Source organism: Mycobacterium sp. NGS26 (assembly GCF_059813025.1).
In genome coordinates, this window is record NZ_JCALDU010000004.1 from 312014 (window position 1) to 336025 (window position 24012).

The 24012-nt window shown below is 64.6% G+C and carries 22 protein-coding genes and 1 pseudogene; 2 read left to right on the forward strand and 21 right to left on the reverse strand.

Annotated elements, in window-relative coordinates; translation table 11 throughout:
• Positions 1-94: 94 nt before the first annotated feature.
• The 3 genes from trhA to AC5Y6X_RS15860 are packed head-to-tail and all read right to left on the reverse strand — an operon-like array spanning position 95 to position 3701.
• A complete protein-coding gene (trhA, locus tag AC5Y6X_RS15850; protein ID WP_499987418.1) occupies positions 95-769 on the reverse strand; it encodes a PAQR family membrane homeostasis protein TrhA in 675 nt (224 codons plus the stop codon).
• A 51-nt stretch (positions 770-820) separates the two neighbouring features.
• Positions 821-1495: a TetR/AcrR family transcriptional regulator gene (locus tag AC5Y6X_RS15855; protein ID WP_499987420.1), complete on the reverse strand. Its 675-nt coding sequence runs from the start codon at positions 1493-1495 to the stop codon at positions 821-823.
• Positions 1461-3701, reverse strand: a complete 2241-nt coding sequence (locus AC5Y6X_RS15860) for an MMPL family transporter (RefSeq protein ID WP_499987422.1) — start codon at positions 3699-3701, stop codon at positions 1461-1463. Before AC5Y6X_RS15860 ends, AC5Y6X_RS15855 begins: the two co-directional genes overlap by 35 nt.
• Before the next feature lie 233 nt (positions 3702-3934).
• On the opposite strand from AC5Y6X_RS15860, the gene AC5Y6X_RS15865 reads away from it, so the two are divergent.
• Positions 3935-5359, forward strand: coding sequence for a flavin monoamine oxidase family protein (locus AC5Y6X_RS15865; RefSeq protein WP_499987424.1), 1425 nt, complete (start codon positions 3935-3937; stop codon positions 5357-5359).
• Here AC5Y6X_RS15865 and AC5Y6X_RS15870 read toward each other — a convergent pair.
• From AC5Y6X_RS15870 to AC5Y6X_RS15955, 18 genes and pseudogenes are all read right to left on the reverse strand, one after another.
• Positions 5341-5976: a TetR/AcrR family transcriptional regulator gene (locus tag AC5Y6X_RS15870; protein WP_499987426.1), complete on the reverse strand. Its 636-nt coding sequence runs from the start codon at positions 5974-5976 to the stop codon at positions 5341-5343. The two genes, AC5Y6X_RS15865 and AC5Y6X_RS15870, sit on opposite strands and share 19 nt — an antisense overlap.
• Positions 5977-6143: 167 nt before the next feature.
• Positions 6144-7274, reverse strand: a pseudogene (locus tag AC5Y6X_RS15875) (lytic transglycosylase domain-containing protein); the annotation flags it as partial.
• Between the two features lie 324 nt (positions 7275-7598).
• Entirely contained in the window at positions 7599-7925 is a 327-nt protein-coding gene (locus tag AC5Y6X_RS15880; RefSeq protein WP_499987730.1) for a DUF732 domain-containing protein, read from the reverse strand.
• A 194-nt stretch (positions 7926-8119) separates the two neighbouring features.
• Positions 8120-8812, reverse strand: coding sequence for a CAP domain-containing protein (locus AC5Y6X_RS15885; RefSeq protein ID WP_499987428.1), 693 nt, complete (start codon positions 8810-8812; stop codon positions 8120-8122).
• A gap of 16 nt (positions 8813-8828) precedes the next feature.
• On the reverse strand, positions 8829-9062 hold the full coding sequence (locus tag AC5Y6X_RS15890) for a hypothetical protein (RefSeq protein WP_499987430.1): 234 nt from the start codon (positions 9060-9062) through the stop codon (positions 8829-8831).
• A 25-nt stretch (positions 9063-9087) separates the two neighbouring features.
• Positions 9088-9552 (reverse strand): Rv1363c family protein, encoded by a 465-nt coding sequence (locus AC5Y6X_RS15895; RefSeq protein ID WP_499987731.1) that lies wholly within the window; start codon positions 9550-9552, stop codon positions 9088-9090.
• Positions 9553-9743: 191 nt separating this feature from the next.
• Entirely contained in the window at positions 9744-10346 is a 603-nt protein-coding gene (locus AC5Y6X_RS15900) for an Rv1363c family protein (protein ID WP_499987432.1), read from the reverse strand.
• A 50-nt stretch (positions 10347-10396) separates the two neighbouring features.
• A complete protein-coding gene (locus AC5Y6X_RS15905; RefSeq protein ID WP_499987434.1) occupies positions 10397-11851 on the reverse strand; it encodes an MCE family protein in 1455 nt (484 codons plus the stop codon).
• The gene (locus AC5Y6X_RS15910; RefSeq protein ID WP_499987436.1) at positions 11852-12970 is read right to left on the reverse strand and encodes a virulence factor Mce family protein; all 1119 of its coding nucleotides are present in this window, start codon (positions 12968-12970) and stop codon (positions 11852-11854) included.
• A 35-nt stretch (positions 12971-13005) separates the two neighbouring features.
• Positions 13006-14337, reverse strand: coding sequence for a virulence factor Mce family protein (locus tag AC5Y6X_RS15915; protein WP_499987438.1), 1332 nt, complete (start codon positions 14335-14337; stop codon positions 13006-13008).
• On the reverse strand, positions 14334-15671 hold the full coding sequence (locus tag AC5Y6X_RS15920; protein ID WP_499987732.1) for an MCE family protein: 1338 nt from the start codon (positions 15669-15671) through the stop codon (positions 14334-14336). Before AC5Y6X_RS15920 ends, AC5Y6X_RS15915 begins: the two co-directional genes overlap by 4 nt.
• The gene (locus AC5Y6X_RS15925) at positions 15668-16696 is read right to left on the reverse strand and encodes a virulence factor Mce family protein (RefSeq protein WP_499987440.1); all 1029 of its coding nucleotides are present in this window, start codon (positions 16694-16696) and stop codon (positions 15668-15670) included. Before AC5Y6X_RS15925 ends, AC5Y6X_RS15920 begins: the two co-directional genes overlap by 4 nt.
• A 43-nt stretch (positions 16697-16739) precedes the next feature.
• Positions 16740-18128 (reverse strand): MCE family protein, encoded by a 1389-nt coding sequence (locus AC5Y6X_RS15930; RefSeq protein WP_499987442.1) that lies wholly within the window; start codon positions 18126-18128, stop codon positions 16740-16742.
• 4 nt (positions 18129-18132) lie between these two features.
• Positions 18133-18987, reverse strand: a complete 855-nt coding sequence (locus AC5Y6X_RS15935; RefSeq protein WP_324675955.1) for an MlaE family ABC transporter permease — start codon at positions 18985-18987, stop codon at positions 18133-18135.
• 21 nt (positions 18988-19008) lie between these two features.
• Positions 19009-19782 (reverse strand): MlaE family ABC transporter permease, encoded by a 774-nt coding sequence (locus tag AC5Y6X_RS15940; RefSeq protein ID WP_324675624.1) that lies wholly within the window; start codon positions 19780-19782, stop codon positions 19009-19011.
• A 490-nt stretch (positions 19783-20272) separates the two neighbouring features.
• Positions 20273-21286: a 4-hydroxy-2-oxovalerate aldolase gene (dmpG, locus tag AC5Y6X_RS15945; protein WP_499987444.1), complete on the reverse strand. Its 1014-nt coding sequence runs from the start codon at positions 21284-21286 to the stop codon at positions 20273-20275.
• A complete protein-coding gene (locus AC5Y6X_RS15950) occupies positions 21283-22245 on the reverse strand; it encodes an acetaldehyde dehydrogenase (acetylating) (protein ID WP_499987446.1) in 963 nt (320 codons plus the stop codon). Before AC5Y6X_RS15950 ends, dmpG begins: the two co-directional genes overlap by 4 nt.
• A gap of 2 nt (positions 22246-22247) precedes the next feature.
• Positions 22248-23057, reverse strand: a complete 810-nt coding sequence (locus AC5Y6X_RS15955; RefSeq protein WP_499987447.1) for a 2-keto-4-pentenoate hydratase — start codon at positions 23055-23057, stop codon at positions 22248-22250.
• Between the two features lie 125 nt (positions 23058-23182).
• On the opposite strand from AC5Y6X_RS15955, the gene AC5Y6X_RS15960 reads away from it, so the two are divergent.
• Entirely contained in the window at positions 23183-23992 is an 810-nt protein-coding gene (locus tag AC5Y6X_RS15960; protein WP_499987449.1) for an IclR family transcriptional regulator, read from the forward strand.
• Positions 23993-24012: the final 20 nt, after the last annotated feature.

The window sequence follows — 24012 nt, forward strand, 5'->3', positions numbered from 1 at the left end:
GATTTTGCGGCATGACCCCGGTCTTGCCGCAAGCCCCCGGGTCCGCTATATGTTGAAGGTGAGAGGCGAAATACTCGCCGGCCCTCGACCCGTCTTAGAAGACCGCCAGCCAGATCGCGATGTATTGGCAGATCGCCGCGACCGCGGTGAACGCGTGGAACAACTCGTGGTAGCCGAACGTCGTGGGCCAGGGGTCGGGCCAGCGCAGCCCGTAGAAAAGCGCACCGATGCTGTACAGGGCGCCGCCGACGGCCAGCAGCACCGTCGCGGCCACGCCGGCGTTGTGCAGGATCATTCCCGCATACCAGACCGCGACCCAGCCCAGCAGCAGATAGAGCAGCACGCCCAGCCAGCGCGGGGCCGTCGGCCAGAACAACGTCAACACGATTCCGGCCGCCGCGCCACCCCATACGATCGCCAGCACGACGTGGCCGGTGCCGCGCGGCATGTCCAGCCTGGCGAAGGGCGTATAGCTGCCGGCGATGAGCACGAAGATCATCGAGTGATCTAGCCGCCGCATCCAATTCCGCAGCGCCGCCGATTCCCAGTCGACGCGGTGATAGATCGCGCTCACGGCGAACAACGCCACGATCGCCAGGGTGTACGTCAGCGTCGAGTGCCCGGCCCGCTTGGATACGGCGGCCCATGACACGGCCACCAGCGGCAGGCCGGCAATGACGGCCGCGATGGCGCAGTATTGGTGGATCCAGCCCCGCATCCGCGGCTTGCTCAGTCCGGTGTCGTCGCTGGCCAACGGCGGATGGCTCATCGGTCCCCCTCGTGACGGGTTCCTGCCTATATCGTTTCGCCGCGCGATTCGTTACAGCCGACGCGGCAGCAGCCCCGACAGGTCCAGCCCGTCGACCGCCTGCCCGACGCAGACGGCGCGCAGGACGCTGTCGGTGAAGGCCTCGGCGTCCCCCCAGGGCAGGTAGGGCTTGGCGATCAGCAGCGAGGCGACACCGTGCGCCGCGGCCCAGAGCTGCAGGGCGGGTTTGACGGGATCACCTGGCGGAAAGAACTTTTGGTCCATGAGTTCCTGCACGGTTTCGCGGAGGTGGACAAAGGCCGAGCTGATGAGCGTCTCGTCGAAGTCGCTGCCGCGCCGCGGGGGAGCGCCGGTGGCCACCCTATACATCAGCGGTGTCGCGACGGCGAAGCGCACGTAGGTCATGCCCAGGATGTGTAGGCGCTCCAGGGCATTCGAGACGTCGCGTATCGCGTCCTGCATGACCTCGCCGAGCTGGCGGTAATACTTCGCGCAGACGGCGTCCAGGAGTTCGTCCTTGTTGGCGAAGTGCCGATAGAGCGAGGGCGCGGAGATGTTCAGGGCGCGGGTCACCTCCCGCGTGGACGGTGCCTTGATGTCTCCCGACGCGATGATCAGTTCCGTTGCGGTGTCGATGATTTGCTCGCGCAGCTGGCCGCCCGATCCCCTGGGCAGCCGCTGCCGGCGCGGCTCAGGACGCGTAGGCGTTTTGTTCGAGTGGCTCATCGGTGATACCCCATCGTGCGTGCCATCGCGCCAGCGCCGGAGGCGCCCACCAGTTCAGGCGGCCCAGGATCCGCATGAAGGCGGGTACCACCAGCATCCGTATGACGGTGGCGTCCATCAGGATTGCGATGGTCAGTCCGGCTCCGAACATTCTCATGAACGACACCTGCGCGGCGATGAGCGCGCCGAACGAGATCGACATGATCACCGCGGCGGCGGTGATCACGCGACCGGTGCGGGCCACCCCGAGGGCGACCGATTCGTCGTTGTCGGCACGGGTGCGGCCGGAGTTCATCCAGTACTCGCGGATTCGGGACATCAGGAACACCTCGTAGTCCATGGACAGGCCGAAGGCGATGCAGAACATCAGGATGGGCATGTTCGAGGTGATCGTCCCGGTGGGATCGGTGCCCAACGCGCCCAGGTGCCCCTGCTGGAATATCCACACCAGCGCCCCGAACGTGGCCGTGAGGGATAAAAGGTTGAGGGCCAACGCTTTCAGGGGGAGGACCACCGATCCGGTCAGCATGAACAACAGCGCGAAGGTCACGACGGCAATGATGCTCAGCACCCATGGCAGCCGGGACAATATGCCGTTGACGGCATCGCGATCCAGTTGCGCTCCACCGCCGAACAGAGCATCCGTGCCCGCGGGCGCGGGTATCGCGTGCAGCGCGTCGAGCTGACGTTTGGCCCCCGCCGTGTACTGCTGGGCGGTGGTCCGCACGGTGAAAAGCGCCGTGCCGTCGTTGATTCCGGTGGGCGTCAGCGCGGGGCCGGCCTTGTTTCCGTTGACGTGGGCCCCGGTTGGCGCCGAAACGGCCGCGACGCCCTGCACACGCGAGAGAGCAGCGGCGTACCCGTCGAGCTGCTGGCTCCCGGGTCCTTTCACGTGCTCGACGACGATGGAGAGGTTGGTGGCATCGTCGTTGTTGAAGTTGGTGCGCAATTGGTCTCCCACTTGGCGCGCCGACGCCGACGCGGGCAGCGTCCGATCGTCGGGGAAGCCGAGCTTCACGTGAAGAAACGGCGATCCCAGTAGCAGCAGCATCGCGACGATGGCCAGGGCCACCGGAACAGCGTGTGCCATAACGTGTTTGGCGGTCCGGTACCAAAACGTGTCGGTGATCGCCGCGGCGACGGGCTCGGGGCGGCGCAGGATGCGCCGGAAGAACGGCCGGATGTTGAGGGCGTCGATACGATCGCCGAGCAGCGTGATCACCGCGGGAACGATGAACAGCGCGGCCACCGCGCCCATGCCCACGACCGCCACTCCGGCGTAGGCGAACGACCTGAGGAAATACATCGGGAAGAGCACCAGGGAGACGAGCGAGAGGGCCACCGTCAAGGCCGCGAACAAAACCGTCCGTCCCGAGGTGCGCATGGTCAACACCAGCGCATCCTCCCGGGCCATCCCGGCGGCGACCTCTTCGCGATAGCGGTTGATGATCAGCAGCGAATAGTCGATCGCCAACCCGAGCCCCATCGCGACGGTCAGGTTGAGCGAAAAGACCGAGACATCGGTGAAATAGCTCAGGGCGCGCAGTATCGACATCGAGCCCACGATGGAGAACACCCCCACCACCAGCGGAAGCAACGCCGCGTTGAGGCCGCCGAAAATCGCCACCAGCGCAACGAAAGTCACCGGAATGGCGATCGATTCCATCGTCATCAGGTCGCGCTCGGTCTGCTTGTTGATCTGACCGTAAATGGTGGCCATCCCGCCGGCACGCACCGATACACCGTCGCGGTCATGGCCGAGAGTCTTGATCAACCGGGTGGCATGCTTCTGTGCGTCGTTCTCGCCGCCGATCAGCCCGGCGACGATCATCCCCGACTTGCCGTCCTTGCTGAACAACCCCGCCGCAACCGGCGGTGGCGCGTTCCATGCCGAAGCGAGGTTCAGCACCACGCCCGAGCGGCGCAGCTCGCCTTCCAGCTCGCCGGCGACCTTGGTCGTCGCTGGACTTCTCGCGCCCTGGTCGCTGCTGAGCATCAAAACCAGTGACTGTTCGCTGATGCCGAACTTGTCGACGAGAATCCGCGCCACCCGCGCCGATTCCGACGTCGGATCCTGCTGCCCGCCCGCGGCAAGGTGACTCGTGACGGGGAGGCCAAACACGGCGGCAGCAACCGCGACCAGTAACGCCGCTCCCAACACCAGTCGCGGAGCCCCGACCACAAACCGCGTCAAACGTTCCAGCATCAGCATCCCCCACCAATAAGGTAACGACGCTACGTTAGCGACGCTACTGTATACCGTCAAGGGCTCCGCCCCCTGCCGCGTCACATCGACTCGGCCTTGGCGCGGGTTGACCCCGCCGCCTCGGCCGCCTAGATTCAAACCCGAATCGGGTTCGGGTTGAGGAAGGTGGGCCGTGCCGACACAACGAGTGGTTTTCATCGGCGCAGCCGGTGAGATGCGCCGGGTCTGACCACATGGGCAACGCGCACAACCGAATTCAGGCGACCGAAGAGGCGCCTCAACTCAACGCGGACGTCGTCGTCGTCGGGGCGGGGATCTCCGGTCTGACCGCAGCCAGGCGCCTACACGAGGCGGGGGTCAACGTGCTGGTGCTGGAGGCCGGCGAACGCGTCGGAGGGCGCACCGTCAACCTCGACGTCGCTGACGGGGTGATTACCGAAGGCGGCGGTCAAGGGATCGGGCCCGGTCAGGAGCGGATCTCCGCTCTCATCGACGAATTGGGGCTGTCGACGTTCGACACCTACGTCACCGGGCGCAGTATTTACCAGTTCCGGGGACGGCGACGAACCTACCGAGGCAACAATCCCCCGCTGCGGCTTCGATCGAAACTCGATTACGTCCAGCTGCAGGCGCGGTTGGAACGGATGGCGGCGAGCGTGCCGGACGCGACGCCATGGGCTGCGGCCAAGGCGGTCACCTGGGACGGCACCACCTTCGGCCATTGGCTCGACAGGAACGCATTGACGGACGAAGCGCGTTGGCTGCTGACCCTCGCGTTCACCACCATCCTCGGCGAGGACCCGCACAACAGCTCACTGCTTCGCGTTCTCCATGCCATCAGGACGTGCGGCGGCGTCGAGCACATGATGGGCACCACCGGCGGATCCCAGGAATCACGCGTTACCGGCGGCTCCCAACTCGTCTCGTTGCGGATGGCCCGTGATCTCGGCCAGCGGGTGATGCTCGACACGCCGGTATCCGAGGTCGCGCAATCGCACGACGGTGTCGTCGTGAAATCGGCTCGGGCCCAGGTACATTGCCGACGGGTGATCGTCGCCATGGCGCCCGCCGACGCAGAGCGCATCCGCTTCCGCCCTGACCTTCCCGTCCGCCGGGCAACCCTGCAACGCAAGTGGCACAACGGCACCGCGATCAAAGCCTGCGCCGTCTACGACGGGCCGTTTTGGCGGGACCAGGGCCTCAACGGCCAGGCCATCGCCGATCTGCCGACAACGTCGTTCGTCGTCGACAATTCGCCGCCCGACGGCAGCGTCGGCATCCTGCTGACATTCATCGGGACCGCCGGCTCCGGTACGGAACTAGCGTGGAACGACTTCGTCCTCGACAATCCCGAGCAGCGGCGCGAGGCCGTTCTCGCCGACTTCGCGACGCTGTTCGGAACCAAGGCATCTCGGCCCCAACTATTCCTCGAGAAGGACTGGGTGCACGAACCGTGGATCGAGGGCTGCGTGAGTGCACGCGCTCCGGGCCTGCTGACCCAGTGCACCGATGCCGTCAGCGTGCCCATCGGGCGCGTCCATTGGGCGGGTTCCGAGACGTCGACCGATGCCTATGAGGGCTACATGGACGGCGCGGTACGTGCCGGCGAACGGGCCGCCAAGGAGGTGACCGACGCTCTCTACCCGGTCGGAGCGTAGGTCGCCAGATACGCCGTGATCATTCGGCGCGCCTCGGCCATCGTCGCGTCGTCACCGCCCGGCGATCGCCGGAATGCGATGTCAAAGAGGCGGTTTCCGGCTTCGAAAGCCAACCGGATCACGTGCAGAGGCGTGTCGTCGCGGACGAGGCGCCGATCCAGCAGCATCCTCCACACCGACTGCGACTTCTCGTCGTCGAATGCTTGAACCAGTTCGGTCACGGCCTCGTTCCGTCCGGCGAACCACAGCTCGGCACAGTCGGGATGCGTCCGAAAGTATTCCATCAACGGATCGATGATGGCGTTCGTCGCGTCGCCCAAGGTTCGAATCTCCCTGGCTCTCAGCACCTCTGAGACACGCTTGTCCAGTTCATCGAGGTGTGCTCGAATCAGCTCCATCTCGACGTCGTGGCGATCCGAGAAATAGTGGTACATCGACGCGATCGGGATCCCCGCGCGGTCACCGACCGCCTTGAGCGTCGCCGCCGCGTAGCCTTGCTCGCTCAGAATCGCCTTGGCCGCGGTCAGGATGGCGCGCCTGCGTTCGACTCCGCGGCGCTGCACCCGAGACTGTGACGACTCGGCCCGTTCGGCGGTGAGCCGCGCGGCATGGCTCATGGCCGTCCATTAAACTCGAACACAATTCGAAATCGTATCAGCAGAACGTGATATTCCACCGATCTACAGCTCGGCGAAGGCCGGCTCGCCGACGACCTGCGCTCGCTTCTGTGACGGACGCGTCCTTTTGACACTCTGCCACATGACTATATGGTTGGGTTTCATTGCGGTGCAATGACTTCCGGGAGACTTGCGTGGCTTTGCGGGCCGATGCAGATCAGCGTGCAGCCGGGCTGTCGCGTCTGCCCGGGCACCGGGGTGTTGGCCGGCATCCACGGGAACATCGGCGGCTGCCCGAGCGGCTGCGGCGGGCCGAAGTCGATCAGCGGCATCCGCGCCATCGGATCGTCGACCGACAGGCCGTTGATGTTCATCGGCAGACCGGGACCCAGCCCCTCCGGGTGCTCGTCGTGGGCGTCGCCCAGCGGGGGCGGCGGCCCGGTGATCGGCGGCAGGTCGACCGGGACGACGCCGGTCGCATACGCCGCCGCCCAGCCCAGCACGTTCTGGGCGTACGGCATCGAGTTGTTGTAGCGCAGGATCGCGGCCATCACCTGCGCCGGGTCGCGCAGGTTGAGCCCGCCGGCGCACAGGTACCGGGCGGCCGCCAGCGTGGCGTCGAACAGGTTCTGCGGATCGGCCGTGCCGTCGCCCTTGCCGTCCGAGGCGTAGCGCGCCCAGGTGCCGGGCAGGAACTGCATCGGGCCCATCGCGCGGGCGTAGGTGACCCGGTTGCCGACGCTGCTCTGCAGGATGACCTCGTTGCCGGGCAGCGTGCCGTCCAGCGCCGGGCCGTAGATCGGGACGACCGCGGTGCCGCGCGCATCGACCGCTCCGCCGCCCGCGTGGCCGGACTCGATGCGCCCGATCCCCGCGAGCAGGTTCCAGCTGACGCCGCAACCCGGCGCCTCCACCGCCATCTTCTGTTCGGCGCTGCGGTAGGCCGACAGCGCGATCATCGGGATGCCCAGCGCGCCGACCGACACGCTCGGCGGCGGAGCCGAGACAGCAGCCGGCGCGATACGAAAGCTGGTCGGTGCATGCGGGACCGTGATCACTGCCGGGCCCGGCGGGGAGCTCCCTGCGGCGGCAGCAGACGCCACCGGAGAAATTGTCGCGTTAGCACGCAAAGCGGCCGTGGGCGTGTGAATTTGCGGAGCGGCGGCGGCCACGGCGCCAGCGAGTACCACGGGAGTGACCACCGCGACGCTCACGGTCGGCGTCCGTGCCGCGCGAATTGCCCGCTGGCACGCCACCGCGAGGCCGAGGTGGTGCAGCAGCCAAACGACCAGGTGCATATACGATCTGCTCGCCGGGGCGGGTTGCTTAGTGTGGGGTATCAGACGGTGACGTGCCATCTTGGGCCTCCTTCATGCAGCCGCACTCGGTGCTGGCGCAAGCGCCCCCGCTGAGTCGAAATCGACAACGTAGGTCCTTGGTCGCCGTGAGGGCTGTACCCACATACGACACCTGGCCTCTCCCGAAATAGCCTGGGCTGCACGGCTTTGCACCGAATCCCGCCGTCGTTCAGCGCGAGCGCATTCATTGCCTGCTAAGCCATCCTCTCGCCGTTGCCGTGGTGGGCTCGCCCCTGAAGAGCGGACCTTGCCCTCCTCTTGGCTTCAGTAGTAGGTACTAGGCGGAGCTTCTCCGCTCGGTGGTTGGTAGTGCGCCGCCGAGTTCCGAAGCTGCCAAATCTGAGCAGGGCACAACAGATTGACTGCATACGAAACCAAGTAGTTGGCTGCGAATTCGTCGTTAGGGGTCACGTCACTTTTCACGTCACTCATCACTTGGGCGTACGCTCCACCCCGACTGACTTTGTCGCAGATCCCATGGCCGTAACCGATCGCATCGTTGTTGGGAAAGTTGTAGTGCCGCCGCACCGTCACGTTGTAGAGATACTCGATGTCGGGTGCCGGCGCGGCATGCGCGCGGGGGGCTGACATCTGCACGGCCCCGGCGACGGCTGCGGAGAACGCGATCAAGAGGACCACTGACTTCCGGCGCTTCATGGCTGAGTTCCTTGGGCGGGGTTACAGGAAGTAACGCCGTTGACAGATTTTGTGATGGCAACGCCCGTGCGAGCGCCTAATGCGTCGACGAGATAAAACGTTTCGTGCCTAAGAGATCGCACTCTAACCTACTGTGGCGGATAGGCGGGCGGCGGATACACACCCCGCAGGATCCAGGCGAACCAATTTGTGCCGAACTCGAATTCGTCGCTGGCGTCATAGTCCGGGCTGGGATCAATCGGAAGATTCTGCGACCTGTCGCCCGGGGAACTCAGAGGCGATGTTTCCGCTCCACCTCCGGTTGTGTCTGCCAGTCGCTGCGGCTGCCCGTAGACGGCTACCACCACCGTGCGATCGTGACTGTTTTCCGACCACACCCCGATTTGCGTGTTAGCGCAATCTGACATGATCGCAAAATCGGCGGGGTCGTCATACCAGCGGTTGATCAACTCGATACCACTGATCGCGAGAGCGGGGTTGATCGCCACAGTTTCCGCCACTTTTCCCTTATAGCCGGCGGCGTTGGCGCGGTCTTGTGGTGTGGATCCGTCAGATCCGGTGTCGCCGTCGAGGTTTCGGTTGCTGAGCACATCGTGGGTGTGCCGTTGGGCGGCCAGTTGCAGTTGCGGGTTGGTTCTAACGTCGTTGGTGCAGCCGGCCTGATGCTGCATGGTGAAGACATTGGCTACCACACCGTCGTTGAGCCGCTTGTTGTTCGGGACAAGTGTGTTGTTGTCACCATCGGCATATGCGGCGGGCGTGCCCAGTAGGACGCCAGCGACGCCTACCAAGGCGGGCAGGGCGAACGGCCGATACGGCATGTCGATCTCCTCCTTATCAGCCGCCAGCGAGCGGTGGCTGGTAGTGGCTGCTGAGGCTCGCAATTGGCAGATCTGTGCGGGCCCACAGTTCGTGGGTGGCGTCGGTGAAGTTATGGCCGCACGTCGCATTGACCAGATAGGCAGCAACGCCCGCGCGCGAGCGCGGAGTGACCGCCGTTGACGCGAGAACGAATAACCCCGCCCACGCGAAGTCCAAACGCGCTGGCAGCGTGCGAAGCATGCGATCCATTACTCGGTTGCGCATCGTAATGGGCTCAGACCGGGTCGAATTGAGAGATCAGCCATCGACCACCGACCTTGTCGAGGGTGACCCGAACATCGGATGCGGTACTGGTCGGCGCATCTTGGCCCACAATGATGGTCTGGTTCACAGACAGCAGGACCACCGCGTGGTTGGCGGTCGCAGATTTCGACGCAGCAGCCGGAACGGTTGCCACAGCAGAGATCTGCTTTTGCTGTGCTCCTGGGATCACCACGTCGTGGGTCAGCTGGGTGTAAGCGTTCAGGAACGTACCGGTCAGTCGGCCGCGCGCGGCCTCCAGGTCCTTCTGCACGGTGTCGGGCCGGTAGGACAGCAGGGCGATCGTGCTCTCGGTGGCAACCCGCACGGATTCCGTCCGGGCCGCCGCAGCCTCGCGGGCCGAGGCGTCCTGCCACTTCAGAAAGCCCGCGACCGAGGCCAGTATCAGTGCCAGCCCCGGCAGCACACCGTAGGCGATCGTCCGCGACCAACGGACGCGACCCTTCGCAGCGGTCGGACGCCGATCGTAGTTTGCCTCCTCGGCCTCCGCGGACGCTTCGGCCACGGTCGTCTCCTCGTCAGCGGTCACTGTCTGCACCCGCTCGGCAGGTGATTCCTCCGCTGAGTGGGTGTCACCCAGATAGCCGCCGCGGCGCAACTTCGGCCACCTCATGGCACGAACCCGACGTGGGATACTTTGACCTGATCGCCGACCTTCTGCACGGAGATACGCATCCGCCAGGCTCGCGGAACCTGTTCGGATACACCGGCATTCGACGTCTGCACGGATACGGCGACCAGCGCCTGGGCTGCGTCGCCTGTCTCCGACTCCAGGCCGGCCTCCGTAATCGTCCCGACTGTGGTCGCCTTGGCTTGCTTGAGCACCTCGATGAACGGCTGTGACCGCTTGGCGAAGTCGTCGTAGAACTCCCCCGTCGCGCCGTCCAGAATGCGGTGCACATCGGCATCGGCATGCCGCCAGTCGATTGTCGACAAGTTCAGCGCGCCCTGTCTCGCCACTTGGAGGAATTGATTTCGCTGCCCCAGTGCCTGGTGCGACTGATGCACACGAAATCCGAACCATCCCACCAGCACCGCCAACGCAACGACGACGGCCACCCCGAACCGCATCGCCGGCCGCAGCGGCGACGTGGCCTCTCTGGGCCGCACGTCCGGCACACGATCGTCGCCGCCCGCGTCGGACTCAGCCGCAACGTCCTCGATGTCGCCGTCAGCGTCCAAGGGATCCAGGAGGAGATCGACATCGGTCACTACGTGCACATCGTCCTCCCGTCGCGGTCGGTCGGCCCGCGCTATCGCTGTTAGTTGCCCGGCGGCGGGAGCAGCATCGTTTGCCATGTCTTGTCCTTCGGTGCGGTTTGGGCCAGGTCTGATTGGGTGTACTGATGCCCGTCTGGCCCGATATAGGTGCCGGTGGCGGCGTTGTACTCGGCCGCGGGTATCGGCAGCGGCGGGCCGGCAGGCCCGGCAGCCTCCGGAGCAGACCCGGGCGGCAGTTGCGGGATGTCTTGGCCCGACACAGTGGCGTTGGGGTCGCCCTTCCAGTTGTAACCGTCGTTGAGCGGCACATACTGCTCGGCGCTTTCACACAGCTTCACCGTGGGTGCGCTCTTGCCGGGCGCGGTTTCGCATGGGACGTTGCGCGCCCCGCGCACGTCGAGCTGTGAGTCCTTGGGGACCCTGCAATACAGCAGGCCGGCCGGGAGGTCCGGAGCGTCTTCGAACGTGGGATTGCGCCTCTGCTGCGACGGCAGATACCCCGTGGTACACGGGGCCGGCAGATTGAGGTTGAGATTGAGATTGGCGAAAAAGCCCGCGTAGTCCTGCTTGGTGTTCGCGTTGGCCACAATGGCCGCTTGGTGATTCGCGACCAGTTGGGGGAACAGCACCAGGATTTGTTCGATGTCGTTTCGGTAGGTGAGCCCGACCTGACCGACGGTGACCAGGTTGGCCAGCAAAACCGGCAGGGTCGGCTGCAATCGCTCGACCAGTCGCTGGGCCTCCGCGACCGCTGAGCCGCTGTTCTCCACCATGCCGGTGAATGCCTCGTCGTGGGTCTGCAATTCCGTTGTCACCGTGGCCATGTGCGAGGCCCACTGCTGGATTGCGTCAGATGTGTGGGTCTGCGAGTCAAGGACCGGCTGCGATTGGTCTATCAGCGCGAGCAGCGGGTCGAGGTTGTTGCGCGCCTCGATTGCCAGGTCGGATGAGCCTTTGACGAGGCGGGACAGTTCCGGGCCGAGGCCGCCCACGGCGGTATACGACTCGTCGATGACGGTCTTCAGGTTGTCGCGCGGCACCGCCCGCAGAGCAGTGTTGACCGCGGTGAGCAGACCGTTGATGTCGGGCGGCACGGACGCGTTGGCCAGTGCGATTACGTCGCCGTCTTTGAGCGCCGGCGACGTGCCGGTACGCGGCAGCAACTCGACGTACTGCTCGCCGAGCGCGGTTTCGCTATGCACCTCGGCTTTGAGATCGGAGGGAATGTGGATGCCGGATTTCAGCGATAGGACGGCTTCGACGCCCGTGCTGGTCAGCTGGACAGATTGCACCCGGCCTACTTCGCTGCCGCGGTAGGTCACATTGGCCCTGCTGTAGAGCCCGCCAGTGCGCGGCAGCTCCAGTCTCACGGTGTAGCGGCCGACGCCGAACAACATAGCCGGCAACTTGATGACATGCAGAAAGGTGTATGCCGCCGTGACAAGCGTGACCGCGGTGAGGATCGCCAGCTGGAACTTGATTCGTCGGTAGCGCATCTAGGGCCCCTGGTTCCAGCGATACGGAATCGTCAGTGGATTGCCTCGGTTGAATGGGCCACCACCCGTGCATGGGCTGGGGAACTGGCCGATGGTGCGGCCCCACTGGAGCTCCAGCTCGGTCAGATTGCACTGCCACCGGGTGCCGGTGAATAGACCACTGTCGATGCGACTGAGGGTGAGGTCGACGATCATCGTCAGGTTGGCGTAGTCACCGCGTTGAACTTTCTCGAGCGTGTCGTTTGCGTAAGGAAAGGTGGTCAGGAGGCTGAGCGATCGCGTCATGCTGGGGCCGGCATTGGCGAACGACTCCAACACCGGGCCCATTGCCCGCAGTTCTTTGACCAGGTTCTCTTTGGTACGGCGGACCGTATCGACGGTCAGGGCGCTGAATTTGCTCAATTCACTGGACGCATCGGCGAGGTTCTCCCGCTCGTCGTTGAGCACCGCGAGCGCGTCGGGGATGGTCTTGATGGCCCGGTCCAGGACCGGCTGCTGCGCGGCGAACTTTCCGACGAGGTTGTTCAGGCTGTCGGTGGCGGAGATGATGTCACGGGTCTGGTCGTTGAGGTTGCCGGTGAACGTGTCCAGCTGCTTCATCAGGCTTCGCAGGTCTTGCTCACGGCCCCGGAACGCCGTGCTGAACGCCTCGGTGATGTCCTGTATTTGGCCCAGCCCGCCGCCATTGAGTACCAGTGAGAGCGCCGCCAGTGTCTGCTCGGTGCGCGGATACGCACCCGTGCGTGACAAGGGGATAAGAGAGCCGTCATGAAGCTCGCCCTGCGGGGGGCCGTCGGCGGGGGGCGCCAGCTCGATGTGTAGCGAACCTAGCAGGCTGGTTTGGCCGAGTTTGGCGGTCGAATTGGCGGGCAGGTGGACGTCGCCGTTGAGGCGCATCGTCAGCAACGCATGCCAGCCCTGGCGCTCGATCTTCGTCACAGTGCCGACCGTCACGTCGTGGACACGCACCCGCGAGTTCGTTTGAAGGTTGTCGACATCGGGCAGCTGCGCCTGAATCACGAACGAAGCCGGTCCGCGCCCCTGCGTTCCGGGCAGCGGTAGCGAGTTCAATCCACGCCAGCTGCAACCCGTTATCCCGGCAACAACAATGATCGTCATCAGGCTTGGTCCCACCAGGCCCCGCCTGCTGAGCCTCATGAGCCACCTCCGGGGGGGATCATCATGCCGGGTAGGCCGGCAGCGGGGTTGGTGGACACCGCCGCCGCGGCCGGTGCTCCGGGCGTTGCGGGCGGCGGTGGTTCGGCCGGAGGAGTTGCGGCGGCCGGCGGCGATTCGGGAACCGGGGGCACGTAGTCGGGCCGCATCCAGTCCTCGCTGTAGGTGACTTCGTTAGGCCTGGCCTGCGCTCCGACGAAGAGGTTCATCCCCAGCGGGGGGAAGTTGTATTGGCGGTTCTTGACGATCGGCGCCAGGTATTGGACGCAGAGCTTCGCGGCTTGCTCACCGCCCAAGCGGGAAGCGGCCTGCACCGCGCCGCAGAGGAAGGCGATCGGATTGGCGAAGTTGTTGACGGCCAACACTCCACTGAGGCCACCATTGGCCGGCTTGAAGATGTTGACGAAATCGGAAGCGGCGTGGGGCGTGATGTGCAGCGTCTGTTTGATGTCGTCGAGGCTGTCGACCAGCGCCTTGGTGATCGATGCCAATTTGTCTGACGTGGTACCGATCGCTTCGCGGTTCTCGGCCGCGAACCCTCGCACATCCGCAACGACCGCGTTGAGGTCTTCGACCGCCTGTCCGACCTTGTCGGGGCCGTCGGCGAGCAGCCCCGAAACCGCGGCCAGGTTGTGGTTGAGCTGCTCGAGCAGATCGGTGCTGTCGTGCAGCGCTGACACCAGGATTGACAGGTTCCTGAACGTGCCGAATATGTCCTTGCTGTGATCGCCGAGCGCGGACACCGCCTGCGACAGCTTGATGATGGTGTCGCGGATACTGACGCCCTGCCCGCGCAAATTGTTGGCGGCGGTGTTGATAAGCGCACCGAGCGTGCTCACGCCGCCCGGCTGGGTGGGCCGTAGCAATTCAGTCAGCCGCTCAAGCTGCCCCCGCAGGTCGTCCCACTCGACCGGCACCACCGTGTGGGCCTGTGCGATGACCGCGCCGTTCTGCATCGCCGGTCCGCCGGTGTAGGGCGGCGTCAGCTGGATAGCCCGACCCGTCACCAACTGCGGTGACAGGATCGCCGCCATAGCATTGGCGGGAACTTTGTATTTGCGATTGAACCAGAAGGTGATCTTGGCCCGCTGGGGCTGCGGTTCGATCTTTTCGATTCTGCCCACGCGCACGCCCCGGATGAGCACATCGTCACCGGGAAAGACGCCGGTACTGTTCTCAAAGTAGGCGACAACCGTTGTTCGGGCGGTCTGATCGGTGGCGCGCAGCGCGACGAACAGGCCCGCGACGAGCACGAGCACGAGCCCGACCGCGACGGCGATGCGCGGGTGCGTCCGCAGCCGGGTTCTCACGGTTGACCTCCCGGCGGCGCGGGGCGCCCCGCCTCGCCCGGTGCCGGCACGTACACCGGCGACGGCGTCGGCTCGGGTGTGGACCGCAACCCGGGTGGTGCCACGGCGGGCGGTCCGGGCGGCGGCCCGCCGGGCGGCGGTGCCGGCGGCTCAGGCCGGTATGGGTAACGGCCCGGAGATTGTGGTGGCAAGTTGGGGTCGCGGTTGCCGGTGATCGCGTCGGGCAGATTCAGCCGCGGTTCACCGCCCTGGCCAGTCCGCGGGTACGGCAGCGGTAGCGGCGGGGTCGCAGGCTGACCAGTTTGCGGATCCGTCAGCTGCGACGGCAGCAACGTGGCCGGATCCAGTCCCAAATCGGAAAATGCGGCGTCGACGAACGGTTGGACGAACTGGCCCGGCAGCAGGTTCGCGATATATACCTTGAAAAATGGCCCCCCGGAGATAGTTTCACCAAGCTGCAAGATGTAGCGGTTGAGACCGGGAATGGCCTGCTGCAGCCGCTCCTTACGGTTGTCGATGATCGCCAGAACCCCGTTTAGCTTGTCTAGGGCCGGCTGCAGCTGTTGTCGATTCTCCGCGATGAATCCCTTCAGTTGCCGCGATACGGCGGAGACATTGGTCCAGATCTGGTCCAGCGCCGCGCTTTGCGTCCGCAGCTGCGCCATCAGGGCGTTGGTGTCCTTCACGAGGCTCACCACTTGGTCGCTGCGCTTGGCAAGCACTCCTGTCGCCTTGGACGCGTTGTCGAGCAGGTGACGTAGTTGGGCGTCGTGCTCGTTAAGCGTTTGCGCGAACCGTGCCAGTCCTTGCACCGCGTTCCGCAGGTCTGGCGGCGTAGTGGAGAAGGTTTGGGCGAGGGTGGCCAGCGAGTCGGACAGCTGGCTGGTGTTCAACCCGCTGATCGTGGTGGCCAAGTCACCGAGGGCTTCGGGCAGCTGGTAAGGAGACACTGTCCGGTCGATCGGGATGGCGCCGGTGAGCCGTCCGTCACCGCGGGGCGTCACGTCGAGCACCTTGGTGCCCAGAAGGCTTCTCGTTTTGATCGCAGCAGCGGTGCGGTCGCCGACACGGATGTGCTTATCCACCTTGAACGTGACCAGCACCCCCTCTCCGTCGAGTTCGATGCCCGACACCTTTCCCACCGGATAACCGGAGACCTCGACGACGGCGCCGTCCAGCAGCCCGCCGGCATCGGCGAAATACGCTGAGTAGCTTGTGTTCTGGTTGATGAAGGGCAGGTTCTGGTACTGCAGTGCGGCCATGGTGATCGCGACGACTGCTGCGGAGCCGACGATGCCGATGAGCAAGGGGTTGCGTTCAGAGAACGATTTCATTTCGGCGTGCACCGCCCCGTGCTCTGACCGGCCACCTTCACATACACCGGCTGGCCCCCTTTGCCGTTGACCTTGAGGACGATTTCGCACAAGTAGAAGCTGAAGTAATCGCCGTAGATCCCCTGGCGGCTCATCGCCCGGTACTTGTCCGGCAGCGTGTTGAGCAAGTTGTCGAGATAGTCGCGGTCGGCGACCGCGATGCCCGCAGCGCGGTCGGTCTGGTCGACCACTTTTTTGAACGGCTCTCGAGCCTGTGACAGCAGGTCGGCGATCGAACCGGCAGCAGCGTTGGTGTAGGCCACCGCATTTGAGACGTCGGTTTTGCGTTCGGCGAACCTGTGAATGAGCTCCGACAACGACGTCACCGCCTTGTCGAGCTGGTCGCTCTGGCCGCCCAACGACCCCAGCACCACGTTGAGGTTGTCGATGACCTGTCCGATCAGCAGATCGCGGTCAGCCAACGTGTTGGTTACCGCCGCCGCTTGGTCCAGGAATGAGCTGATCGTCGGGCCCTGTCCCTGAAACGCCTGTATCAGCTGTCCGCTCAGCGCGTTTACTTGTTCCGGATTCAGTGCGCGAAATAGCGGCCGGAACCCGCCAATCAGCGCATCCAAATCCAGTGCAGGCTCGGTATGGGACAGCGGAATCGTCTGACCGGGCTGAAGCGTCTTGACTCCTCCGGCGCCTTCGGTGAGGGCTAAGTAGCGGCCGCCGAACGGATTGTCGTAGCGGATCACCGCTCGGGTCCCCTCGGTCAGAACGACAGTGTCGTCGGCGGAAAACTCGACGCGCACCGTCGCGTCCGAATTGACCCAGATTCCCTGGATTTTCCCGATCTCCACCCCGGCGATCCGCACCATGTTGCCCTTCTTCAGGCCGGAAACATTGGCGAACTCGGCGTTGTAAACCTTCCCCTCACCGAACCGGAACTGTCCGTAGATCGTCAGCAGCGCGAACGTGACCAGCAGACAGACCGTCAGGAAGATCCCCACGCGCCAGGCGGCGCCTCTCAGGTTGTTCCGCACGCGTTGTTCTCCTGGGTTGGCAGATCGTTGGCGGTCAGTGCGATCACGGCAAGCCGGGTTGGGCCGGCGGCCCACCGGGGCCTGCCGACAGCGGAGGGGGTTGGGGTGCCGGCGGCACACCAGGCCACAGCGGCACCCCGCCAGGGCCGTACAACGCCGCGCCGTACGGCGGTGCCCCTGGGTAAAAGATCGGACCGGGGGCCGGCCCGGGAAGACACGGGCGGATGCTGGGCGGCTTCGGCACCGCGCGGGTCACCGGCAAGTAGTCCGCCCAGCAGGGATGCCCGATGCCGGGGTTGGGCCGAATATCGACCCCGGTTCCCCAACCGGTATTGGTGACGAGCTGGCGCACCGGAAAGTTCTTCGTCACGTCCGGCAGCGATCCGCATCCCGGCCTGCCGCCGGGTCCACCTTTGGCCGCGACGATGGGCAGGTTGTCCGGATACATATAGGGGTCATCGCCCAGCGCTAGTCCGAAGTCGAGTTGGATCGACCTGCCGTCAGCGCCGCCCCACGCCGAATAGCCCCCGTGGTCGAGGTACCACTTGGCACCCTGCAAAAAGCAGGTGTACTCAGGGTTGTACTTGAGCAACAGGTCGGTCGTCGGCTCGAGTGCGTTGACTGATCCGACGAAGTTGTCCCTGCTGGTACCCAGCAGGGTGGTCCCCGCTTTAGAGAAGCCGATTACGTTGAGCAGCAAGGAATCCAGGGCTTTCGCATGGTTCACGACGGTGGCGCTGGTGGTGCTGCCGGCATTGAGGACCGTCAGGATGTCCCGCGCGGCCGCGTCATAGGTGTCGCTGAAGTTCGTCAAGGAACGCCAGTCCTGGCGGATGATGTCTCGGCGCGCGTTAAGGGCCTGCAACACCTCGTTGAGATCGGTTGTGGCCTTGCCGATTCGCTCGCCTTGCCCGCGCACACCCTCGGCCATGGCGGTCAGCACCGCGTTGAGCTTGCCCGGGTCGACCATGTTGAGCAGATCGACGACGTTCTCGAAGACCGTGTTGACCTCTGTGCTGACATTCTTCGAATGCAGAACCGCGCCAGCGGCCAACCGAGCAGCACTGGGATGCTGCGGATACACAAGGTCGACGAACTTGGCGCCGAATGCGGTGGTGGCCTTGATCTCTGCCTGGACGTTAGCCGGGATGTAGCGGATCTGATCTGGGTCGATCTCCAGCTTCAAGCTGGCCCCGTTGGTGCCGCCGCCGATCTGGCCGACCCGTCCCACCTGGACGCCGCGCAGCTCCACCTTGGCCCCAGGATCCAGCACCAGCCCCATTCGATCCGACGTCAGCGTCACCGGCACATAGGAGCTGACTACGCCCGTGAAGGCCGCCGTGGTCGCGAACAAGAACATGCCGATCAAGGCAAAAAGGATCAGCGTCCACCACGCGGAGTGGACACGGTGTTTTCCTCGCCCGTCGTTCATCGCGCTAGCCGGTGAAGTGGATGTTGCCGGACTGGCCATAGACGGCGAGGGTGAGGAGAACGAGCGCGAAGCCCACGATCACCATCGCGCTGCGCACCGCCCGGCCCACGGCCTCGCCAACCCCGGCCGGTCCGCCGGTGGCGTTGAATCCGTAGCAGGTGTGGAACAGCATGATGATCACCGTGAGGGCCAACGAGTTGAAAAATGACCAGATCACATCGGCGGGATCGAGGAACGTGTTGAAGTAGTGGTCGTACACGCCGGGCTCCTGGTCGTAGAAGACAGTGGTCGAGACACGAGCCGCGAAAAAAGCCATCAGGGTAGACACGCAGAACAGCGGAAGCGCCACGAACACCCCGGCTATGACCCGGGTAGACGCGAGGTAGCCGATGCTGCGGATACCGATCGCCTCGAGCGCGTCGATCTCCTCATTGATGCGCATCGCTCCCAGCTGGGCAGTGGCGCCGGCGCCGATGGTTGCCGAGAGGGCCACCGCGACGGTTGCCGGGACTATGAAACGGATGTTGACCAATCCGCCGGCCAACCCGGTCAGGGCTTCCACACCGATCGACGCGAATTGGTTGTATCCCTGCACCCCGACAAGGGAACCCGTCGCTAGCATTATCATCGCGAAGACCCCGACGGCTCCGCCGATTACCGCGAGCGCGCCGGCACCCAATCCCATTTCCGCAATCAATCGCAGCAGTTCGCGCCGGTAGCGCATAAAAGCGTTGGGAATCAAAGCGAGCGTCGCCGCATAGAATCGCGTCTGGGATCCGATCCGATTCCAACCGTAAATCACATTGGTTATAGCTCGCTGCGACCACGGAAATTGTTCGCCCGCGGCGGCAATCGACAGTGTCTGTGTCATGAATTCACCTCACGACACAGTGAACTGGATACCGACGGCGGTGGAGACGAGGTTAATCGCGAATAACACGACGAAGGAGAATACGACGGTCTCGTTGACGGCGTTACCGACAGCGGCGGGACCACCGCCGACCGTGATTCCCTTATAGCAGCCGATCAGGCCGGCCGCCAGCCCGAATAATGTCGCCTTGATTAACGAAACGACGACATCGCCGACGCCGGTGAGCAACGTCAAATGGTCGACAAAACCACCCGGCGAAACGTGCTCGACATACACGGAGAAAACGAACGAGCCGACGAGTCCGGCCATGATCACCGCACCACCCAGTGCCAAGGACACCGTGGTAATTGCCAGCACCCGAGGAACCACCAGCGACCGGATAGGATCGACGCCCATCACCCGTAAAGCGTCGAGTTCCTCCCGGATTGTCCGCGATCCCAGATCGGCGCAGACGGCGGTGGCGGCCGCGCCGGATATCACCAACACCGTAGCGACCGGGCCTACCTGACTCACAATGGCGGTCGAGGCACCCGTCCCGGAGTAATCCACGGCACCGATTTCCATCAATACGACATTGATGGTGAACGTCAAGAGCACCCCGTACGGGATTACCATCACCAGCGCCGGCAGGGTCGTTACTCGCGCCACGAACCATGTCTGCAGAACGTATTCACGCCACGCAAACGGAGGCCGGAACATCATGACAAAGGTATCCAGCGACATCGCCATGAAGCCGCCGAATGTACGCAACGGCTTGGTGGCCCCATAAACTGACGTCAGCATATGCGCCCCGACACCGCGGCGGTGAGCGAATTCGATCCGGCCGCCGACCCTGCAGATATGGCCAGCACATCCGCGTCAGATCGTTTATCAGCGGCAGTCATCAGGATCGTATCCCCAATCCGAAGGCGCATAAGGCGGCGTTGACTTGGGACTATGCCAACCCCCGTCCAACGAACACATCCGTTGAACTACCGACCCATTACCGATACACCCGGACGGCCAGTCCTCACCCGACTCGGCCACGATGGCGCTGCAGCTCTGGGCGGGAACCGGCCGGCAGCCGGCTGCGCGGGCTCAGGTCGAGCTTTGGTGAGGAGGTGTTGCACGTGGCGTCGATCGTGCTGCGGGACAGCATCAGCTCGGTTAGCTTCTGGCGGTTGGTCGTCCGCAGGCGACCATGCCCCCGACGCTCAGCTCTCGAGCGGTCAGCAGTGATCACGTGGTCGGGGTCCGCGGGGTGACCGTGCCCCCGATCGGGCTGCCCGGCTCCTCACGTCCGTGTCGCGAGGAGGTCTAAGGCGATGTCGACGATCATGTCTTCTTGGCCGCCCACCAGGCGGCGCCTACCCACCTCCAGCAGCAAGGTGCGGGCGTCGATTCCGTAGTTGCGGGAGGCGTTTTCGGCGTGCCGGAGAAACGATGAATACACACCCGCGTAGCCGAGCGTCAGGGTTTCGCGATCGACTTGGACTGGCCGGTCGCGTAGCGGGCGAACCAGGTCGTCGGCGGCGTCCTGCAGCGCCAGCAGGTCACAGCGGTGCTGCCAGCCCTGCAGCTCGGCCACCGCCACAAAGACTTCGAGGGGGGTGTTGCCGGCTCCCGCGCCCTGGCCGGCCAGCGACGCATCGACGCGGGTCACACCCTGTTGGACGGCCACCATGCTGTTGGCCACCGATAGCGACAGGTTTTCGTGGGCGTGCACCCCGATCTGAGTCTCTGGATTCAACACGTCGCGGTAGGCGCGGACGCGCTCGCTCATACCGTCCATGGTCAGGCGGCCCCCGGAGTCTGTGACATAGACGCAGTGCGCCCCGTAAGACTCCATGAGCTTGGCTTGGGCTGCCAGTTCGGCCGGACCTGCCATGTGGCTCATCATGAGGAAACCCGAGACGTCCATGCCGAGTTCGCGTGCGGTTGCGATGTGCTGCGCTGAGATGTCGGCTTCGGTGCAGTGGGTGGCAATCCGCACCGACCTAACCCCGAGCGAATGTGCGTGCTTTAGTTCGGCAATCGTGCCGATACCGGGCAGTAGCAGCGTGGTCAGCGCCGCGGTGCTGATGGCGTCGGCCGCGGCCTCGATCCACTGCCAATCGGTGTGACTACCGGGCCCGTAGTTCAGTGAACCGCCGGCCAGGCCGTCGCCGTGGGCTACCTCGACGGCATCCACACCAGCCGCGTCCAGGGCAGCCGCGATACGCGCAACATCCGGTGGGCTGATTCGGTGCCGGATCGCGTGCATGCCGTCGCGCAGGGTGACGTCTTGGATGTACAGCGGCGGGTTCATTGGGAAACCTCTGCGGGAGTAGCGTTGCGCTGCCGTTGGGCAATCGACTCTGCAACCTGCAGGGCAGCCGAGGTCATGATGTCGAGGTTCCCCGCGTAGGCGGGTAGGTAGTGCGCTGCGCCTTCGACCTCGAGGTACACCGCCACCCGGGTGCGCGCTGTGCCCACATCGTGGGGTAGCAGGGTGTGGATAGGTTCGTCGGGGGCGATCGCGGTGAACTGCACCTGTTGTTTGAGCCGATATCCGGGAACGTAACCGGACACCCGCTCGACCATCGCATGGATGGAGGCCGTGATGGCGTCGCGGTCGGCGTCGCCGATCAGGCAGAAGACGGTGTCACGCATGATCAGCGGCGGTTCGGCGGGATTGAGAATGATGATCGCCTTACCGCGGGCGGCTCCCCCGACGGATTCGATTGCCTGGGCAGTGGTTTCGGTGAATTCGTCGATGTTGGCCCGAGTTCCCGGCCCGGCGGACCTGGACGCGATCGAAGCCACGATTTCGGCGTAGTGCACCGGGGCGACCGCCGAGACGGCCGCGACCATGGGAATCGTCGCTTGCCCGCCGCAGGTCACCATATTGAAGTTGGTGGCGCCGCTGTCCAGGCAGGCCTGCAAGTTCACCGAGGGAATGACCGGTGGACCCAGCGCGGCGGGCGTCAAATCTATGAGCGTCTTTCCATACGGATCCAACGCGGAAGCGTTTGCCAGATGAGCCCGCGCGGAGGTGGCGTCGCAGACGATACCGACGTCGGGAAAATCCGGCATAGCGATCAGCCCTTCGATACCGTCGTGGGTAGTCGGGACACCCAGCCGTTTGGCGCGGGCAAGCCCCTCGGAGGCGGGATCGATACCAACCATCGCGGCGACCTCGAGGTGCCGGGAGGTCCGCAGCATTTTGATCATCAGATCGGTTCCGATGTTGCCTGATCCGATGATTGCGATTTTCGTTGTGCTCAAGGCTAATCCAATGTTGAGAAGTGGACCGATACGGTGCCCAGCGGTGCGATGTCGGCGCGGATGTGGGCGCCCGCAGCCGCGGTGACCATCGGGCCCAACGCACCGGACAGCACAACCTGACCGGCGCGCAACGGATTTCCGTAGTCCGCGGCCGCACGGGCAAGCCACGCCAGCGCGTTCAGTGGGTCGCCCAGGCAGGCTGTGCCATCACCCTGCGACACCAAGGTGTCGTTAGCGTACATCCGCATGACGGCCCTTCGCGGCTGGAAGTCGTCGAGACGTAACATGCGATGGCCCAACACAAACAGACCGCTGGAGGCGTTGTCGGCGATGGTATCGGCGATGGTGAGGTCCCAGTCGGCGATGCGGCTGTCGACGATCTCGATCGCGCCGACGGCGTAATCGACTGCGGCGCGGATCTGCTCGGGATCGTTTATTTCGCCAGCGAGATCGGCTTTGAGCACGAATGCGATCTCGGCTTCGGCTTTAGGCTGAATCAGCCGATGCGACGGAACAACCGCCTCTCTGGACATATCCATGTCGGCCAGCAGCACCCCGAAGTCGGGTTGGTCGACGCCCAGCTGCTGCTGCACCACCGGTGAGGTCAGACCGATCTTGCGCCCTACGATTACCGCGCCGTCAGCGACGCGGCGGGCGATGAGTTCTTGCTGAACGGCGTAGGCGGCGTCGATGTCATCGGCGCCGATCAGCGCTCGAAGGGGCGCCGTGGGCACCCTGGTCCGGGCGGCCTGCTGCAGCACATCGGCGACGTGGCTGATAGTGCCGTCGGTGATCTGTTCAGTCGGGGTCATCGCAATCCCAGCGCAGCGGAGCTCCCGTACTTCCCTGGCCTTCGGTCATGCAATCCTCTCGGTGCGGTTGGCAACAGGACGCTAGCGCGGCCGGTCTCGATCAATCGATGTCATACTTTGCCGCCGTGACAGTGGATACTGAAGAAATGTGTTCCGCAGAGCGGCACACCGCGCCCGCATCGGCGACGTCGGTGATCCGCAGGATGGCGCAGATCTTCGACGCCTTGGATTCCGCTGGAATCCCGTTGGGGATCCGCGAACTAGCGCGTCACACCCACCTGCCACCCTCCACTGTCGCGCGGCTGGTCAATGACATGGCAGAGGCTGGATTCATCGACCGGCACGCCAAGAAGGTGGGCGTGGGGCTGCGGGTATTCGAGTGGGGCGAACGCGCCAGGGACCTGGAATGGGCACGTCAGGTGGCGATGCCGCTGTTGACCGATCTGCGTGCGGCCACCCATCAAACCATTCACTTGGCGATCCTCGACGGCGTCGACGTGATGTATCTGGAAATACTGCCGAGCCTGACGGCACCCCGGCTGCCGTCGCGTGTCGGGGGGCGACTGCCCGCGCACGCGACCGCTGTCGGTAAGGCATTACTTGCGGCGTCGCCGCCGCACATCATCGACATGCTCGTCGCCACTGGCCTGCCGGCCCTCGGGCCCCGTACGATCCGCCAGCCCGGATTGCTGCGACAACAGCTCACCCGGGCGGCGACCAGTGAGCTGGCCTTTGAACAGGAGGAGTCGGGCCCCGGGATCGTCTGTGTCGCAACGGCTATCCGTGATGCCAATGGCCTACCTGTCGGAGCCATTTCGGCCGCGGGCTGGGCCGGCAAAATGAATCTGCGTCAGGTCGCACCGGCGGTGCAGGCCACCGCTCGCAAAATCGGCCGCGGGGTGCTCGCAACATCACCGGGCCATGCGGTGCGATGAGCAGTGAGATCAAGGAGAGT

Bases quoted from the DNA above. Each gene is read 5' to 3' on its own strand.
- trhA (WP_499987418.1), bottom strand. From the start codon at position 769: ATGAGCCATCCGCCGTTGGCCAGCGACGACACCGGACTGAGCAAGCCG.
- AC5Y6X_RS15855 (WP_499987420.1), bottom strand. From the start codon at position 1,495: ATGAGCCACTCGAACAAAACGCCTACGCGTCCTGAGCCGCGCCGGCAG.
- AC5Y6X_RS15860 (WP_499987422.1), bottom strand. From the start codon at position 3,701: ATGCTGGAACGTTTGACGCGGTTTGTGGTCGGGGCTCCGCGACTGGTG.
- AC5Y6X_RS15865 (WP_499987424.1), top strand. From the start codon at position 3,935: ATGGGCAACGCGCACAACCGAATTCAGGCGACCGAAGAGGCGCCTCAA.
- AC5Y6X_RS15870 (WP_499987426.1), bottom strand. From the start codon at position 5,976: ATGAGCCATGCCGCGCGGCTCACCGCCGAACGGGCCGAGTCGTCACAG.
- AC5Y6X_RS15880 (WP_499987730.1), bottom strand. From the start codon at position 7,925: ATGTCAGCCCCCCGCGCGCATGCCGCGCCGGCACCCGACATCGAGTAT.
- AC5Y6X_RS15885 (WP_499987428.1), bottom strand. From the start codon at position 8,812: ATGCCGTATCGGCCGTTCGCCCTGCCCGCCTTGGTAGGCGTCGCTGGC.
- AC5Y6X_RS15890 (WP_499987430.1), bottom strand. From the start codon at position 9,062: ATGGATCGCATGCTTCGCACGCTGCCAGCGCGTTTGGACTTCGCGTGG.
- AC5Y6X_RS15905 (WP_499987434.1), bottom strand. From the start codon at position 11,851: ATGCGCTACCGACGAATCAAGTTCCAGCTGGCGATCCTCACCGCGGTC.
- AC5Y6X_RS15910 (WP_499987436.1), bottom strand. From the start codon at position 12,970: ATGACGATCATTGTTGTTGCCGGGATAACGGGTTGCAGCTGGCGTGGA.
- AC5Y6X_RS15920 (WP_499987732.1), bottom strand. From the start codon at position 15,671: ATGAAATCGTTCTCTGAACGCAACCCCTTGCTCATCGGCATCGTCGGC.
- AC5Y6X_RS15930 (WP_499987442.1), bottom strand. From the start codon at position 18,128: ATGAACGACGGGCGAGGAAAACACCGTGTCCACTCCGCGTGGTGGACG.
- AC5Y6X_RS15940 (WP_324675624.1), bottom strand. From the start codon at position 19,782: ATGCTGACGTCAGTTTATGGGGCCACCAAGCCGTTGCGTACATTCGGC.
- dmpG (WP_499987444.1), bottom strand. From the start codon at position 21,286: ATGAACCCGCCGCTGTACATCCAAGACGTCACCCTGCGCGACGGCATG.
- AC5Y6X_RS15955 (WP_499987447.1), bottom strand. From the start codon at position 23,057: ATGACCCCGACTGAACAGATCACCGACGGCACTATCAGCCACGTCGCC.